Here is a 15,700-nt window from a genome sequence, read left to right on the forward strand (position 1 = left end):
AATGGAAGCACTCCACCTATAAATTTTAAAATTGTCATTGCGATTGTCATATTATTTCCTCCTCTTTTGTTGTTGCTAAGATGTGATTTCTCTTTATGCTTTCATTATAGTAAGCGCTTACATTTTTATCAATACATTGTAATATGCAATATTGCATATTACATAAACTGGTTTTATTGCTATAATGGAAAAGGGAAAAGAATGTTTATCATTCTTTTCCCTTTTTGTATTTTCATGCACCTCACATATCTATCGTAAGAGAGTACTTGTATACGATTATTTACTACATTCCTTTTCTTGGTTCTGTTGCAAAGTTTCCGAAGACATAAAGAGATGGGGAATATTGCGGACCAGTTTTATGAAACTATTAATAATTCATGTAATGCGTTATACGTCGAAAAAACGAAGTTTGGTTGAAGACTTCGCTTTTGTTTGTATATGGCATAGACAGTTTCTATACCTTTAATAGTACGTGAGGCATGGCGAAGACTTTGAAAGCCTAAGGAACGGGAAATTCGACGTTTCACATGTCGATGATCTTGCTTGATGATATTATTGAGGTACTTTATTGTACGAGAAAGGTATTTTTGTAAAGACATATCTCCTTATGCGGAAGCTAAAGAAGGAGATATGTCGTCAGAACCGTTGGTTCACCAAAAGTTCGAGCTAGTCTTTTCATAAAAGCATATGCTGCTGGTTTGTCTCGTTTTTGACGAAGTTGAATATCAAGTGTTTATCCCTCTTTATCAATTGCTCGATATAAATAACACCACTTTCCTTTAATTTTGATATAGGTTTCATCCAAACGCCAAGATAACAATGTGTTTTTGTTTTTCTTCTTCCAAATTTGATAGATAAGATTTCGATATTCATGAACCCAGCGCATGATAGTTGTTGGATGAATAGAAATACCACGTTCTTTGAGAATTTCAGACACATCGCGATAGCTTAAAGAAAAACGAAAATAGTGGCCAGCGGCTACCAAGATAATATCTTTCTCGAACTGTTTTCCTTTAAAATATCCCATTTATTAAGCTCCTTGTTTGTTTTTTACAGAGTTTAGCTTACTTTAGAAAACTTTACAACAGAACCCTAATGTTGATATCTGATGAATATTTTTGAAAAGGGAGTGATGTTATAAAGTCACGATAATGTAATTTTTATAAGAATTAAATGAAAGCAACATGAAATTTTAGAACCGACATGAAGTGGAGAGAATAATTATATGTATCCTAAGTTTTTTAACAAAATGGCTTTTTCAAAAAAACATAAAGATTTATTAATTCAATTGTATAATAAAGAAATTACACGAAGTGAATATAATCACTTATTAAACGCTTTATATGAGCCAACACCAAAAGCACCTGACTATAAGACTAAAGATAATACTTTGACTGTTTAACAATTTTAATAACTTTATTAAATGCTTCTAAATCTATTCATGTTATTAGGTTCAATTAGTTTATTTCAATTTACAAAAGAATAATAACACAAAAAATGCATCTGCATAGATACGCTTTTTGTGTATAGCCGACAATAGGACTAATGGTAACTATCTTTAAATGAAGTAAATTCAGATTAGATAATGTTAATAGAAAACAAAGTAGCACCATATAAATTAGTAGACAGTATACACTTTTGTTAATGTCTATCTTTTTCTAAGTAAAAAAATTGGTATGTTCTCATTGACTTATCTATGGGTTCTGGTGCAAAGTTTTTTATACATAGGGGTGCCGCCGCATGCCCATCAACTTAAGATTTTAAAGTAGCCCCTAAACGAAAATTTTATTATTTTACAGTTATTTATGAGAATTCAACTCATTTTTTTCGGTTTGGGGAACAACCCACTTCTTAAGTCGACGGGCATGTATGATGAAGTCTATTATATAAATTGGTCAAAAACTGACCTTCCTCAGTTTCTTTAATTCAATACATATGTTTTTTGTCATGGGAATATATGTATTGAATTTCACTTAGTCTAAGAACATCATAACATTCTAAATAGTATGGAGCGTGTATTATAATGAAAAAGATTTTATTATCGTTTATAACATTAGGAATGCTTATAGGATGTGAAAAATCTGATTCGTGTGATGAAGCAAGAGCTATCTACTCTGGAAATTGTAATTCTGCTAATACACTGACAAACGACAAAGCTGAATTACAATTAGATTCCAGATAGTTGCTTTAATACTTAATTTATATTTTAACAGATAACAATTTCATTTCATTTTAGAGGGATATTTCCAATCGCGATTTCCTTTAGAAATAGTCGAAGAGGTTTCACTTTTTTTAGTTAGGCTTTGTTTCTCTATGTTTTCCAGAGATTTTCGCATCTGTTCCATTTGTTCTTTTCCTTCTATTATATCAAACTCGATCCATTTGTAATGGATATAGCATCCCAAGAGAGAAACAATATATAAATGTAGACTATTGGTTCGTGTTGTTTAATATAATAATTAAGACGGTACGTGAAATTAATATATTAGTGATAAAAAAGCTTCCTGTATAGCGGAGCCTTGAATTTCCCTATTTAACTTGGTATTGTTGCAACTGTTTAACCAGGTACTCCGCACCTTGTGGGCTTACCGTAATCTTTCCATTTGCTAATGACATATTACGTTCTGAAATCTCACCTGTTACCACACAAGCCCCACCAGCTTGATACTTCTGTAAAACAATTTTTTCTCCCTCTATAAAGATCTCTAATGGTGATTGTTCTTTGATACCAAAAGTATCCCTCAATTCTTTTGGGATAACTACAAGCCCTAATCCATCTACTTTTCGAGTCATTCCTGTTGATTTCATTTAGCTTTCCCCCCTTTTCATTATCTTTTGTATCCAATATAATTCTATTTTATTGTAACAAGCTTTCACCAAAAATTAACAACATCACGATCCAGAAACTTACTATCAGCATTACTACCTGTTTACACCTTTGTTGAAATGAAAGGTTCTGGTGCAAAAATAAAACAAAAGAGAATAAAGCATATATATTCCTAACGGAATCGTATCTTATGTTGCAAGTCCAAACAATTGATGGATGAATTCTTTTTGATTTTGGATAGACTGGTTGGACTTATCCCCGTCAAGTAGACAACTGTAAAAAAGACTATGCAGCCATCGAAATTCGATATTCGATCGGAGCTCGATGATTGAGTCGTTTTTGGAATCGTTTGTAGTTATAATGATAGATGTATGTTTCAATTGCTTGAATCTGTTCATGCAATGTATTATCCTTTGAAAGGCGTAATTGCCTTTGACTACATGTTGAACGCCACTTATAAGTAGCTAGAGCGATTTAACTGCGCAATGACGACAAGCCAGGTTACTCTGTACCGAAAACGTAGTTCTTCAATAATCTCGTACTTAGCCATTTGAGCAAGAACACCTCCTATAGATTTGGATACTGCTTTTTTAAGTAAGCCACTTGCGCCTTGTAGTATTCCAATTCTTCTTCCATACTATCGAATTTCATACGAGGACGACCTTTTACTTTGATATATGTTTCATCGACTCTCCAAGAGTCATTTATTTGTTTGAGGTAACGTCGGATCCGTTTGTCCAATTCAGGACCATACTGATGAACCCAACGCATAATCGTTGTATGAGAAATGGATAAACCCCGTTCCTCCATCATTTCCACCAAATCACGAAAACTTAGGTTGTACCGTAGGTACCATTTTACCGTTAATAAGATAATATCAGGCTGATAGTGCTTCCATTTGAACCAATTTTTCTTTTCCATACCGATTACACACCTTTTTAGAGTAATAGTATCAGTATGTCCAAGTTTTAGAGATTACTTGTAATTACCTTGAAGTTTTTGCACCGGAACCATAGATAGTATTACTAATGAATTTATGACATTAGCAAAACCTGAGGCATTAGAAATTAAAACTAATGACCTGAATGTATTAATGAAGCAAATTGTAATGTTACTTGAACCTCAAGCGATAATGAATTGCATACAAATTAAAACTGAGTTTACATCTGATACTTCATTCATACTTTGTGAATGTAATCAATTAAAGCAAGCTTTTATAAATATCTTAAAAAATGCAATTGAAGCAACTCCAATGGGAGGGGAAATCTTAATTCAAATCGAATATGTACCTGATAAAAACCTGATAAACATTCGATTTATCGATGACGGGTGTGGAATTGAAAAAGAACGTTTACCTTATCTAGGAGAACCATTTTATAGTATTATAAGAAAATGGTATCGGTTTAGGACTAATGATCTGTTATAAAATTATTGAAAAGCACCAAGGAAAGATATTTATTGAAAGTGAAGTAGGTAAAGGAACAACAGTTAATATTAATCTTCCTATATCTACTCTTGAAAAAGAAAACTCTTATTCAACTTCTTAAATACATCCTAGAATCATGAAGTACAGTTTATAAAAGTTGATAAAAAGCACCTTCCATATTTGAAGGTGCTTTTTAATGCAATAAGTTACTATTATTTTAATACCTTTCTAAATTTACGACCAAAAGAAAGAGCCATACCCGCAAGAACCATCAATAAACCCATTGCTGCACTGTTATTTGTACTTGCACCCGTTTTTGGAAGCTCTTTATATGTATCTTCTTTTTTATCAGAAGTACTATTGTTTGAGATTTTACTGTTACCAGTATCAGAGGCATTGCTGTTGTTAGTACCAGTACTGCCTTTATCAGGGTTATTACCGTTATTGTTGTCTGAGCCATTATTTCCGTTATCAGAACCGTTACCATTGTCCTTATCTTTCACAACCACTTTTTGTATTGTAGTTACCTCATTGCCTGCGAAATCTTTGACACTATATATTACTTCATAAGTACCGGCTTTAGATATATCAACAGTTCCTTCATGCGTTACTTTAGAAGTAAGGTCACCGCCTTCTTTATCAGTAGCTGATACTCCTGCCATTGGATCGAATTGATTACCCTCAGTAATTGTAGTTTCAGCAGGTACTTTTAGTACTGTTTTTTCATCTTTAACTTCTTCTCTAGCTCTAACCGTTACTGTTTGTTTCGCAGTTACTTCATGACCTTTAGAGTCTGTAATTGTGTAAGTTAATACATAAGTACCGGCTTTAGATGTATCTACTTTACCATCAACTGTTACTTTAGAAGTAAGGTCGCCGTCTTCTTTATCAGTAGCTGATACTCCTGCCATTGGGTCGAATGAATCTCCTACATTCATTGTTGCTCCAACAGGCACTGTTAATTTAGGTTCCATATCTGGAGTTTCTCCATTTTCCTCTACAATTACAGTCTGTGTAGCCGTTGCATTAACCCCTTGGGAATCGACAACCGAGTACTCCACAATGTAGTTACCTGGTTTAGAAGTATCTACATCGCCTTTATGTTTTACTCTATTTGTTAAATCACCATCTTCTTTATCAACAGCTTTTACGCCTCTCATCGGGTCGAACGTATCACCTACATGTAGTGTAGTTGTAAACGGTACAGTTAACTCCGGCGCTTGTTTTTCCACAGCTTTTTCTTTTTCTTCCACTGTTACCTTAATTTTTGCTGCATCAAAAGCTTCTTGGACTGCTTGAGCTTCAGCCGAGTTCGCGCCATATTTATTTGTTGCAACTCGAAGGCATGCTGATCTCAATTCAAAGAAATCAGAAGTCATGTTTAGTTCATCAGTGTTTGCATAATAAAAAATATCAAACATTTTATCCTCGCCAATACCTTTTACAGTTACACCGTTATGAGTGCCACCTTTTGCAATTAAATATGCAACTTTATTAATAATACTTGAGTTGAAATGAACGCCTCCATCATCCTCTCCATTTAAATTAGTATATTTACTATAATCATCTGGATATGGTACTCCATTTGAATAATTGATTGAAGATGGATTTTTCATATCACGTAAAACTAATCCAGTTTGTTCTCCTATTGTCCAGTTAAAATTCCCATTGTTTATATATTTCTCAATAGCCGTCCCCATAATATCCGATAACGCCTCGTTAATCGCACCAGATTCTCCGGAATATTCAAGATTGGATTCGCTAGATGTAACCGCATGTGTAAATTCATGTCCCGCTACGTCAAATGCCTTCACCATAGGATCTCCATATACGAGCATACTACTATTATTAATATTAGCACTTAATGCATTTTTCCAATTTTTCGGATCGTTCGTATCCTCAGAATCCCAAGCGTGTACAACTGAAACTACTTTTTGTCCCTTATTATCAAAACTATTACGCTTGTATTTATCTTTATAAAAATCAAATACTTTCGTCGCTAAGTAATGGGCACTTACCGCTTTTGGATCATTAAATGTTGTTGAAGTGCTAGTTGCTAGTGTGCCAGGATAATAGCTTTCCTCTTTAGTAATATCTCTGTAATTCACATCATATGTTTCAATTCCTTGCCCCCTTGAATAATCAGCAAGTGCATATTCACCATTACTTTGTTTAGAAATACCAAATGTACGAGATATACCGAAAGCATCGTTTCCTGTTCCAGTTAATGATGCAAGATTGCTTTTTCTACTTTCCTCTAAGGCATCAACAAGCTTCTCACTTGCTTTTAAATCTGAATCTTGTACCATATTTTTTAACATTTCACCATTATGAGCATTCACTAAATAAGTTCCAGATACATATTTTGGTGTTACTGCAGCAAATGTAACCTGGTATGCATTACTGGCTTGTCCATTATTTTCATCAACAAAAATAACTTCCTTTACTTCTGGCTCAGAAATAAACTTGATATCATTCCCGTACTTCGTAAAAATATATTGTTTCGCTTTTTCTTGTGATAGATTAATAGGCTTCTTTAAATCTTCTTGTTTTAAATTTTGCGCACTATCCCCTGAAACACTTTTAATAACACCCTTTTTATCTACGTGTGCAGTCAATTGATACCCATATACTTCTTTTCCTTCATATGTTTGTTGCATACGCACAAGTGTAGTCCCATCATACGAACCGCGTTTTTGAAGAACCTTATAATCTACTCCCATTTCTCCATTCACTTGTTTTGGAGACAAAGCTTGCTCTGTCTTTTCCTTAAGGGCATCTTTTACTACATTCTCTGGTGCCTTTTGTGATGGTTGTGTAAGTTCACCTGTACGGAACGAATCCTCCTGAATTTGAACTTGTAATTGATCTGTTTCCTCTGCATGACCTACTCCATATGGTATTACAGCTGTTAAAGCTAATCCTGTTGTTAATGCAACTGTAGCTGTTCTTTTTTTATTTTTCATCATATTTACCTCGTATCATTTTCTAAAAAATTAAGCTTATAAAAAGGTAACGTCACATGCCTATCAACCTAGCAGAACAAATTGCCCCCAAAACGATAAAAATGAACTTCGGTGCTATAAAAACACAAAATTTTTGTTTAGGGGGCGTTATAAAGTTTTTAAGTTGATATGGGGTATTACCAATTAAATTTTTACGAGCAGTAATACGCCCTTATAATGATGATATAATAAACCACTCAACTTCATTTTCTTTTTATTGATGGGATTGCGCATTTGAAATTGCATTATATAAAAACTGTGCATACTGTTCACGTGTTACGTTCATATCCGGAGCAAATTTCCCTTCTCCAACTCCTACTGCAATATGGTTCGATTGCACGGCACTAATCGCATCTTTTGCCCATGAATTTGCTGGAACATCGTTGAAATTATGTGGCGCCTTTACATCTAATCTAAACGCTTTCTTAATAACTTGTGCCATTTCTGCACGTGTTAATGTAGCTTTCGGTCTAAAGTTTCCTTGATCATCTCCTTGGAAAATTCCTAGCTTAGTTAAAGCTAATATTTCCTCAGGAAACATTGTTGAATTTCCATCGATATCTCTGTATGGATTTTCATATTTATCTTGTTTTTCTATATACAAAGTACGGTAAATTAATGCAGCTACTTGTTCACGTGTTACATTATCACACATACCAAATATCCCATTTCCATAACCTGCAATAATTCCTTTATTCGCTAAATCATGAATTGCATGAAATGCCCAGTGTTCTTGTGGGACATCCTTAAATGTAGTTCTATTTACTCCTGCATCGATTTGCAAATCATTTTTTATTACATCCCAAAGTGGATTATCTTGACGCTTTGGTTGCCCCTCTTCATCCCATTTTATTTTTTCTGTTCCTAATTCATAATTCATTCCTGTCCAAGTATCTTCACGGAATGCATAGAATGATTTATGCCATCCTTTCTGATTGAATATAGAAATTAAGTCTTGCATGTATTGAGGTGCTCCAGGAACGGTACGATTAATTCCAAATTCCTCAGCAATGATTCGATTAGATGGTACATGATTTTCCTGAGACCAATTTTGAACAGGCTGTAAGAATGTATTTAATCCATCTTTATCCCACATCATAGGTGTTTCTAAATCTCCTACTTTTACAATTCCAGGATATTGATACTCTTTATTTTGATTTTCACGTTGACTTGTTAATTGATATGGCTCATACATATGAAATGCATACAATGTCTTATTATCTTTAACTGGTTTAAGATATTTAAAAGCCCAAGGTGTGGCATATAGACCTGAATCTAAAATAATAGGTGTTTCTTTATCTACTTCACGAATTGAAGTAACAACTTTTTGATAAAATTCATTTAAATCAGCTGGGGTTCCCTTCACTTTTGAATACCATTTCTCATAATCTTCCGTCCAAAAATCATTATATCTATTTTTCTTAGATGTTTCTGGATGTGGTTCATTGATAATGTTGTAACCAACCACAGCTGGATGATCTTTCAATTCAAACGCAAGGTCCTTCCAAAATTGGCTTGCTTGTTCTTGATATTTCTCTTCTTCCCAAATTCTATCATCATTCTGATTATTGTTAAATTGACGCCAACGATCACCAGGTAATGAAAGCATTGTAAGTACAACTTTAATTCCTTGTGATTGTGCAGCATCTAAATCTGCTTTCAATTCTGCTACATCCTCTTCCACCAATCTTTGATAATTATCTGCATTACCGATAAGAAAATCTTTTCCTGATGTATCTGGTTTGTCTTCAAATAAGAAATCCTTATCTTTTGCCCATTTATCAGGTGCTAAACGAACATATTCAATATGAGCTTCCTTTGCACTTTTGTAGTTCTCAGGTAATGAAGTGCTATTCATAAAATTAGTACCTGTTCTTTTAGAATTCCAAAAATCCATTTTGGAACCTGCACTTTTGTATGTCTCAGCTTTCACATTCATTTCTTGTATCCCTAAGCTCATCATGCCTATTAATGCGACTATCGGTATGATTTTTTTCATAACTTCTCCCTCTTTCCATGTCAGTTTCTTATTATAAAATAAATCACTTATGTTACAGGAAAGTGACAATTTCAAAAAAATTAATTTATCAGCATTGGCAGGTAAAGAGGGAGCAGACACAAAAACAGGCTGTGGAGAAAGTCTTCTTCACAGCCTGAGAACAAGTTATATATCCAAATATGACTTGTTCCTTTCACTATTTAGTTTTTATCGTTTGTTATAGTTGATATAACTAGGGTCATTATAAACCCACTGATTCGTTTCAATTCTTAGCCAACCATTCTTTTCTTCATATACTGTAACTTTTTCACCTTTACTTGCCTTTCTAACAATAGAGTAGTTTGTACCTGCTCCACTCCGAACATTTACCCCAATACCATTTATTTGAGCTGTTCCAATTGTATTTTGAACACTACCAGTTTCAATTACTTGAAGCATGTTTAGAATGAATGATGCTGTTTCACCACGAGTTGTTGTTCCTTTAGGGTCATATTGATTGTCACCCTTACCTTTTACAATACCTAGTCCATACAATCTTTGTACGTCTTCCTTATAGATAATTTGGTCTTTGTCTGAGAATGGTAAGTTTGCAACTGGCCCCCATAGACCTTTATACTGTAAAGCCTTGTTTACAATAATTGCTGATTCTTCTCTTGTAATAGGTGTGTTTGGGTCAAAATAACCGTCACCTCTACCTGCAATGATACCTGCACTTGCAGTGCGTTTAATACCATCTCGTAAAGTTGAGTTTGCATCGTTTAGGTCTTTAAATGAAATATCTCCAGCGGGCAAGTTTAGAGATTTAGAGATTAATTGAGCAAATTCGGCTCTTGTTACCGCTCTATTAGGTGCGAAAACACCGTTTCCTTCCCCTGCCATAATACCCCTTCTATTTAGCTCTCGAATAGCCGGCTCATACCAACCTCCAGTAATGTCGTCTTTTGGTTGATAAAGATTATTATAATACCCTCCAGCACCATTTACGAATGCATCCCATTGTCCATTATTAATCATGTTAGCAGGACAATTTTTACCACTCCACCTTTGATGTTTTACGATGTTATTTAACGGTACACCAGTTTCTTTCATTAAATAAGCTACAAGTTTCTTAGCGTTATCTACTGCTTTACTGTAGTTACCATCGCTGTTAACCGCGATTTCAATTGCAATAGACTCTCTATTACCCGGGCCATTACCGTCTCCTGCGTGCCACCCGTTTTCGTTTAATGGTAAGTGTTGATAAATCTCTTTATCGTCCACTGTAAAGTGCCATGATGCAGCTCGGTCTGTGTTCCCTACTGCTTGGTTATATAGGTATTGAGCGTGGTTCCTAGCACCTGCTCCTACACTTGTATTATCAGTCTCATGAATTGTAATGTACTTTGGACTCATGTAGTTTTGAGGACGAATATTATCGTTACCTGCTGGAACAATCCATTCAGTGAATGGAACACCGTTTATTGTACTAGAGATGCTAGGTGATGCGGAAGACAGACTACGTTTTGTTCTGTTTGAATTGTTAGGAACAGTTAATGTACCTGTTTCTTCATGAATACCTTCTGAACGTTGAAGACTGTCTGCTTTCTTATTATCGACAGTACCTCCACCACGTCCGTCTACCTCTTCAAAACTAGCTTCAATACTTTTTAGAGCCTGTTCATCTGATGTTTGAAGTTGGTCTGTTTTACTTTGTTCCTGGACGCTTGTAGGTTGCTTATTGTTTACTGATTGTTGTTCCTCTGCAAACGATACCAATGGTGAAGATAATACCGTTAATCCTGCCGTGAATGCTACTACTTTTTTATTAAATTTAATGTTCATTTCTAACTTGGTATATCTCTCCATCTTAATAGATATACCTTCCTCCTTATACCTCTTTTAATGTGAATAATAGTGTGAATAATAGTGTGAATAGTAGTGTGAATAATGGTAGTCTGAATCCCAAGAATAACGATTTAATTTTTCATTCCATATAATCAACCAAAATCTATAGTTTCTCCTACATATTTCAGTGTTATAACATAACACTAGGGCTCCTCCCACTACTAAGACAAAAGAAAACCCAACATAGATTTTTCTTTTGTCTTAGTAATGGGAACGTTTCAATCAGAAACCGAAGAGAATGATAGAGACTTATATTGTTCTCCTTTGCGATTTCAACCATACCATACATGATGGCACTCCCTCTAGTACATTTGCAAAAATATAGAATAAATAAGTTTATAATAACAAAAACTCAAAATATATATCAAGCATTTTTTTGAAAATAGCATTTTTGTTACCTTTTCGTAACTACTATAGGCATATATATATGTTATTATTTATAAACTTTTGCAGACGCTCCCTTGCAAATCCATGTCTTTTCTACCCTTTTTGTCCCTTCGATTCTGTTGCAAAGTTTTTAAAAGTAAGCTAAACTTTTGCAAAACAGAATGAGGAGAATGATAAAAGGGATATTTTAAAGGAAAACAGTTCAAACAAGATGTTATTTTGGTAGCCGTCGGCTACTACTATCGTTTTTCTTTAAGTTATCGAGATGTATCTGAAATTTTGAAAGAACGTGATAAATCGGTCCATCCCACTACCATCATGCGATGGGTTCATAAACATGGAAATCTCATTTATCAGATTTGGAAAAAGAAAAACAAATCTGTGCAGCTGTCTTGGCACCTGGATGAAACCTATATCAAAGTGAAAGGCGAATGGCGTTATCTCTATCGAGCAATTGATAAAGATGGACACACATTGGATATTCAGCTTCGCAAAAAACGAGATCATCAAGCGGCTTATGCCTTTATGAAAAGACTAGTAAAAACATTAGGAGAAGCAATGGTTCTCACAACAGACAAGACTCCCGCGTTACTTTGCGCGTTCAATAAATTGGGAGAGTAAGACTTTTATAAGCATACCATTCATTGCACAATCAAGCATTTGAATAATCTCATCGAACAGGATCATAGACATATCAAGCGACGTTTTTCCAAATCCGCAGGATTTCAAAGTCTTCGCCATGCTTCACGTACCTTGAAAAGCATCAAAACTATTCATGCCCTATATAAACAAAAACGAAGTTTGCAACAACCAAACTTCGTTTTTTCGACGTACAATGAATTAAAGAAACTATTCAAAGTTGCATAAACTCTACCTACTAAAGTAGGATTTTTTTGTTTATATAAAAACTTTGCAACAGAGCCCGTAAAAGAAAGATTTAGTTTCATTTATGTTAAACTTTCATATTTTTTATAAATTAATTAGGATATAGTTCACTTAACATAGTATGTGGGTTCCTATTCCAAAATCTATCTAATGGGGTTCTTAACCCTTGATTAATTATCCACCTTCTACTATATACCCTTGTTAGTTCTTCATTAGTTAATTTTTCTTTTTCCTCTATCGTCCATTTCAATGCTTCCAATGCTTTCTCCTTTGTCCAAAATCCACGAGGGGCTCTATTTAATTCCCATTCTTTAAATTTCCCTGGATACAACTCGTGTAGCATGGCATATGGACTATTTTTCCAAAATCTCTCTAATGGAGTTATTAACCTTTGATTAATCATCCATCTTCTACTATAGACCTTTATAAGTTCTTCATTAGTTAACTTTTCTTTTTCCTCTATCGTCCATTTTAATGCGCCCAGTGCCTTTTTCTTTGTCCAGTAGTTTTTAGGTGTTTTCTGGAATTCCCACTCTTTAAAACATCCAGGATATAACTCATTTATCATACTAAATGGACTATCATTCCAATATCTCTCCAATGGGGTCCTTAAGCCTATTTCTGAAAACCAAATTACACTAATTTTTTTTCTTATCTCCTCATTATTCATTTGTTTTCTTTCCTCTATCGTCCATTTTAATGCTTCCAACGCTTTTTTTCTTGTCCATAAACGACTAGGAGTTTTTTTAAACTCCCATTCCTTAAAATGGTCTGGATATAATTCATTTATCATTATGTAAGGACTACCTCTCCAAAAAATTTGGCAAGGCGAACTCAAATTATGATTAGATAACCACCGAACGTTATAAACCTCCAATAGTTTATTATCTGTTAACCTTTCTTTTTTTTCTATCGTCCATTTTAACGCTTTCAATGCCTTTTCCTTTGTCCAATAGTTCCTAGGTGTCATTTGAAATTCCCATTCTTTAAAACAATTCGGATAAACATCATTTATCATTACATATGGGCTATCATGATATTTAACGCTAAGTAAACCACCTAATTTATATTTAATAATTAATTGGGATTTCCAACTCTTAAGAATTGTTTCTTTATCCCACTTTAAAACTTTTTCTATAAGATACTTGATTACACGTTTTGCTAGATTATTATCTTGATCATCACTCCATGTACCTTTGGGAAATCTGTTCCTTTTACCGTCCAATATCTCTTGGTATATCTCTTCTATTTTTATTACCATTACAACCCTTTTCTCTCTTTCTATAGTGATTTTTACAGTAAACGAGATAAAAATCACCAGCAATTACAAATTTATTTCTAAGCAATAATCCACCTATATTTTAAGTGCTAATAGGTGAATTTTGTTCATAATTAATATATATAATTGAACACTAATCCCCCCTCGATAAGGGGGAATAAGGGGTTCAACCCATCAAGTTAACATTTTGAAGTTCCCCTTTAACGAAAATTCTGTGTTTTTTATAGAAACGAAGTTTATTTTTATCGTTTTGGGGGCAATCTGTTCTGTTAGGTTGATGGGCATGGGGTACAGCCATAATTACACACACAGAAATAGAATCCCTTATGATTTCTGGGATTCTATTTCTTGTTTAAAGTTTTTTCAGACAAATGATTTGTACATCAATTTATCTTTGATATACAGATCTTTTATCTGATAATTCCTATAAATAATTGCGGAGTAATAAACTTACATAAATGCTTTTAAAAGTTCTTGAACCAATGGAATTGCTCCACCTATGAATTTTAAAACTGCCATTGCGATTTCCATAATCATTTCCTCCTTTTTAATATTATGATGTAGTGAATCTTATACTCTCATTATATTAAGTGTATTAACTAATATCAATACATTTTAATATGCAATATTTCATCTTAAAATCATGCTTAATACTTTTATAATATAATAGGTAAATTCTACATCATTTTTCGATATACTAAACAGCTAATGAATACATAAAAAAGGAAGAGAATTTTTATGTATTCATAGGGATCACTATATGGGGTTTAAATCTAAACTTTCTTTAAAAAGATATTATGATTTTTATTAGGAGGGATAAAATTCACAACGGAAAATGACTGGTTGCTAAAAAGGATATTTTCGTATTTGTAAGAGCAACAAAAAGAACTTGTAGGAATCACTACAAGCTCTTTTTCAGATAATGTATAAAAGGTGAATCAAACTATCTCATTACTCGTAACGGGGAAACCATCTTACATATGGCTTGATTTTATTATATAACAAATATTAACATGTGGAGTTTTAATATTTGAAAATTATGTGAATTAAGAAATGAGTAAGGTCATAGAGGTGTTTGTTTCTAAAAGTCTCAATTGTTCATTTTGTGCAAAACACTTTAAAACAATATCTATATCATAATAAATTATGATAAGTGTAAGAATAGGCAAATAGAGAAGAATGGGGACTATTTCTTATATGCCAAAAAATGTTTAGGTATATCATATAGTTTTTTCATAATTACATCCATTGCAAGCGTTTTCATTTATAGGGATTGTTATAATCTACATTTTTCACAAAACATTTCTTAGCATATTTAACTTTAAGCATTGGTAACAAAATCCTTATTGTTTATAGTTTTTAACTATGATTTTTTCCTATTTTTAATATATAGATTCCTAAAATAACAAGTCCTAGTCCTACAAACGGGACAGTTGGAAACTTCGTTCCTGTTGATGGCAGGCGATGCTTTTCCTTACTTGCAAGATCATTTTCCATTGTGTGCTCTTTACTTTGTATATCATAAGATTGTTTAGCACTTTCATATGTAGCATCCACTTTTTTAATTTCCAGGCCACTTGTTATTTTTTGATTCTTTATTTCTATTTCTGCTATCACGCCAGTTTTTACTTCCATTTTTTTTATTGTAGGATCAAGTACATAACCCTCTGGAGCCTGAATTTCTTTTACAATATACGTACCAGTAGGAAGTTTATTTAATGTAGCACTCCCATTCTCAGTTGTAGTGATTTCTTGTCTAAAATCCCCATTTTCACTTACAACCTCAAACACTGCCCCTTTTAAATCCTCTCTATTTTCTCCTACCTTCATAATTTTTAACGCCCCTAAAAACTCCCATTTTACTACTATATCTGTACTGCTTTTTTCACTCATTCTTAGTATTGAACTACCCCCACTTTCACTTCGTTTAGAAGAGGGGGATTCCTAAGTAAAGAGTTCTATCGAACTCTAATTTATTAGGCTATCTCCACAGTCCTTGCGGTTAGAA

At 33.6% G+C, this 15,700-nt stretch carries 7 protein-coding genes and 6 pseudogenes; 3 read left to right on the plus strand and 10 right to left on the minus strand.

The features are described from left to right. Positions 1–356: 356 nt before the first annotated feature. Positions 357–1,027: pseudogene (locus B5P40_RS24440) on the minus strand (IS6 family transposase). Positions 1,028–1,225: 198 nt separating this feature from the next. Between B5P40_RS24440 and B5P40_RS32935 the strand changes: the two are divergent. Continuing rightward, the gene (locus tag B5P40_RS32935; protein ID WP_002191589.1) at positions 1,226–1,402 is read left to right on the plus strand and encodes a hypothetical protein; all 177 of its coding nucleotides are present in this window, start codon (positions 1,226–1,228) and stop codon (positions 1,400–1,402) included. Positions 1,403–2,529: 1,127 nt separating this feature from the next. Here B5P40_RS32935 and B5P40_RS24450 read toward each other — a convergent pair. The 3 genes and pseudogenes from B5P40_RS24450 to B5P40_RS24460 all read right to left on the minus strand — a co-directional run. Further along, positions 2,530–2,808 (minus strand): AbrB/MazE/SpoVT family DNA-binding domain-containing protein, encoded by a 279-nt coding sequence (locus B5P40_RS24450; protein ID WP_002191591.1) that lies wholly within the window; start codon positions 2,806–2,808, stop codon positions 2,530–2,532. Positions 2,809–3,112: 304 nt separating this feature from the next. Further along, on the minus strand, positions 3,113–3,229 hold the full coding sequence (locus tag B5P40_RS34200; protein ID WP_157380025.1) for an IS3 family transposase: 117 nt from the start codon (positions 3,227–3,229) through the stop codon (positions 3,113–3,115). A 254-nt stretch (positions 3,230–3,483) separates the two neighbouring features. Continuing rightward, a pseudogene (locus B5P40_RS24460) lies at positions 3,484–3,748 on the minus strand (IS6 family transposase); the annotation flags it as partial. A gap of 91 nt (positions 3,749–3,839) precedes the next feature. Between B5P40_RS24460 and B5P40_RS24465 the strand changes: the two are divergent. Then, a pseudogene (locus tag B5P40_RS24465) lies at positions 3,840–4,374 on the plus strand (ATP-binding protein); the annotation flags it as partial. 91 nt (positions 4,375–4,465) lie between these two features. Here the strand turns inward: B5P40_RS24465 and B5P40_RS24470 are convergent. The 3 genes from B5P40_RS24470 to B5P40_RS24480 all read right to left on the minus strand — a co-directional run bounded on the left by B5P40_RS24470 (position 4,466) and on the right by B5P40_RS24480 (position 11,078). Beyond that, positions 4,466–7,219 carry a M4 family metallopeptidase gene (locus B5P40_RS24470; RefSeq protein ID WP_033733325.1) on the minus strand — a complete coding sequence of 918 codons (2,754 nt, stop codon included), beginning with the start codon at positions 7,217–7,219 and terminating at the stop codon, positions 4,466–4,468. Positions 7,220–7,472: 253 nt separating this feature from the next. Then, a complete protein-coding gene (locus tag B5P40_RS24475) occupies positions 7,473–9,257 on the minus strand; it encodes an S-layer homology domain-containing protein (RefSeq protein WP_002191596.1) in 1,785 nt (594 codons plus the stop codon). Between the two features lie 207 nt (positions 9,258–9,464). After that, the gene (locus tag B5P40_RS24480; RefSeq protein WP_033728310.1) at positions 9,465–11,078 is read right to left on the minus strand and encodes an S-layer homology domain-containing protein; all 1,614 of its coding nucleotides are present in this window, start codon (positions 11,076–11,078) and stop codon (positions 9,465–9,467) included. A 666-nt stretch (positions 11,079–11,744) separates the two neighbouring features. On the opposite strand from B5P40_RS24480, the pseudogene B5P40_RS24485 reads away from it, so the two are divergent. Beyond that, a pseudogene (locus tag B5P40_RS24485) lies at positions 11,745–12,395 on the plus strand (IS6 family transposase). Positions 12,396–12,504: 109 nt separating this feature from the next. Here the strand turns inward: B5P40_RS24485 and B5P40_RS24490 are convergent. The 3 genes and pseudogenes from B5P40_RS24490 to B5P40_RS24495 form a co-directional block, all read right to left on the minus strand. Beyond that, a complete protein-coding gene (locus B5P40_RS24490; RefSeq protein WP_002193427.1) occupies positions 12,505–13,674 on the minus strand; it encodes a DUF4046 domain-containing protein in 1,170 nt (389 codons plus the stop codon). A gap of 468 nt (positions 13,675–14,142) precedes the next feature. Beyond that, positions 14,143–14,326, minus strand: a pseudogene (locus B5P40_RS34440) (hypothetical protein). Between the two features lie 725 nt (positions 14,327–15,051). Then, positions 15,052–15,591: pseudogene (locus B5P40_RS24495) on the minus strand (MSCRAMM family protein); the annotation flags it as partial. Between the last annotated feature and the right edge of the window lie 109 nt (positions 15,592–15,700).

Source organism: Bacillus sp. SRB_8 (genome assembly GCF_003264205.1).
GTDB classification, from domain to species: Bacteria; Bacillota; Bacilli; order Bacillales; family Bacillaceae_G; genus Bacillus_A; species Bacillus_A mycoides.

Excerpts from the sequence above, each read along its gene's own strand:
- B5P40_RS32935 (WP_002191589.1), top strand. The coding sequence starts at position 1,226 with ATGTATCCTAAGTTTTTTAACAAAATGGCTTTTTCAAAAAAACATAAA.
- B5P40_RS24450 (WP_002191591.1), bottom strand. The coding sequence starts at position 2,808 with ATGAAATCAACAGGAATGACTCGAAAAGTAGATGGATTAGGGCTTGTA.
- B5P40_RS24470 (WP_033733325.1), bottom strand. The coding sequence starts at position 7,219 with ATGAAAAATAAAAAAAGAACAGCTACAGTTGCATTAACAACAGGATTA.
- B5P40_RS24475 (WP_002191596.1), bottom strand. The coding sequence starts at position 9,257 with ATGAAAAAAATCATACCGATAGTCGCATTAATAGGCATGATGAGCTTA.
- B5P40_RS24480 (WP_033728310.1), bottom strand. The coding sequence starts at position 11,078 with ATGAACATTAAATTTAATAAAAAAGTAGTAGCATTCACGGCAGGATTA.
- B5P40_RS24490 (WP_002193427.1), bottom strand. The coding sequence starts at position 13,674 with ATGGTAATAAAAATAGAAGAGATATACCAAGAGATATTGGACGGTAAA.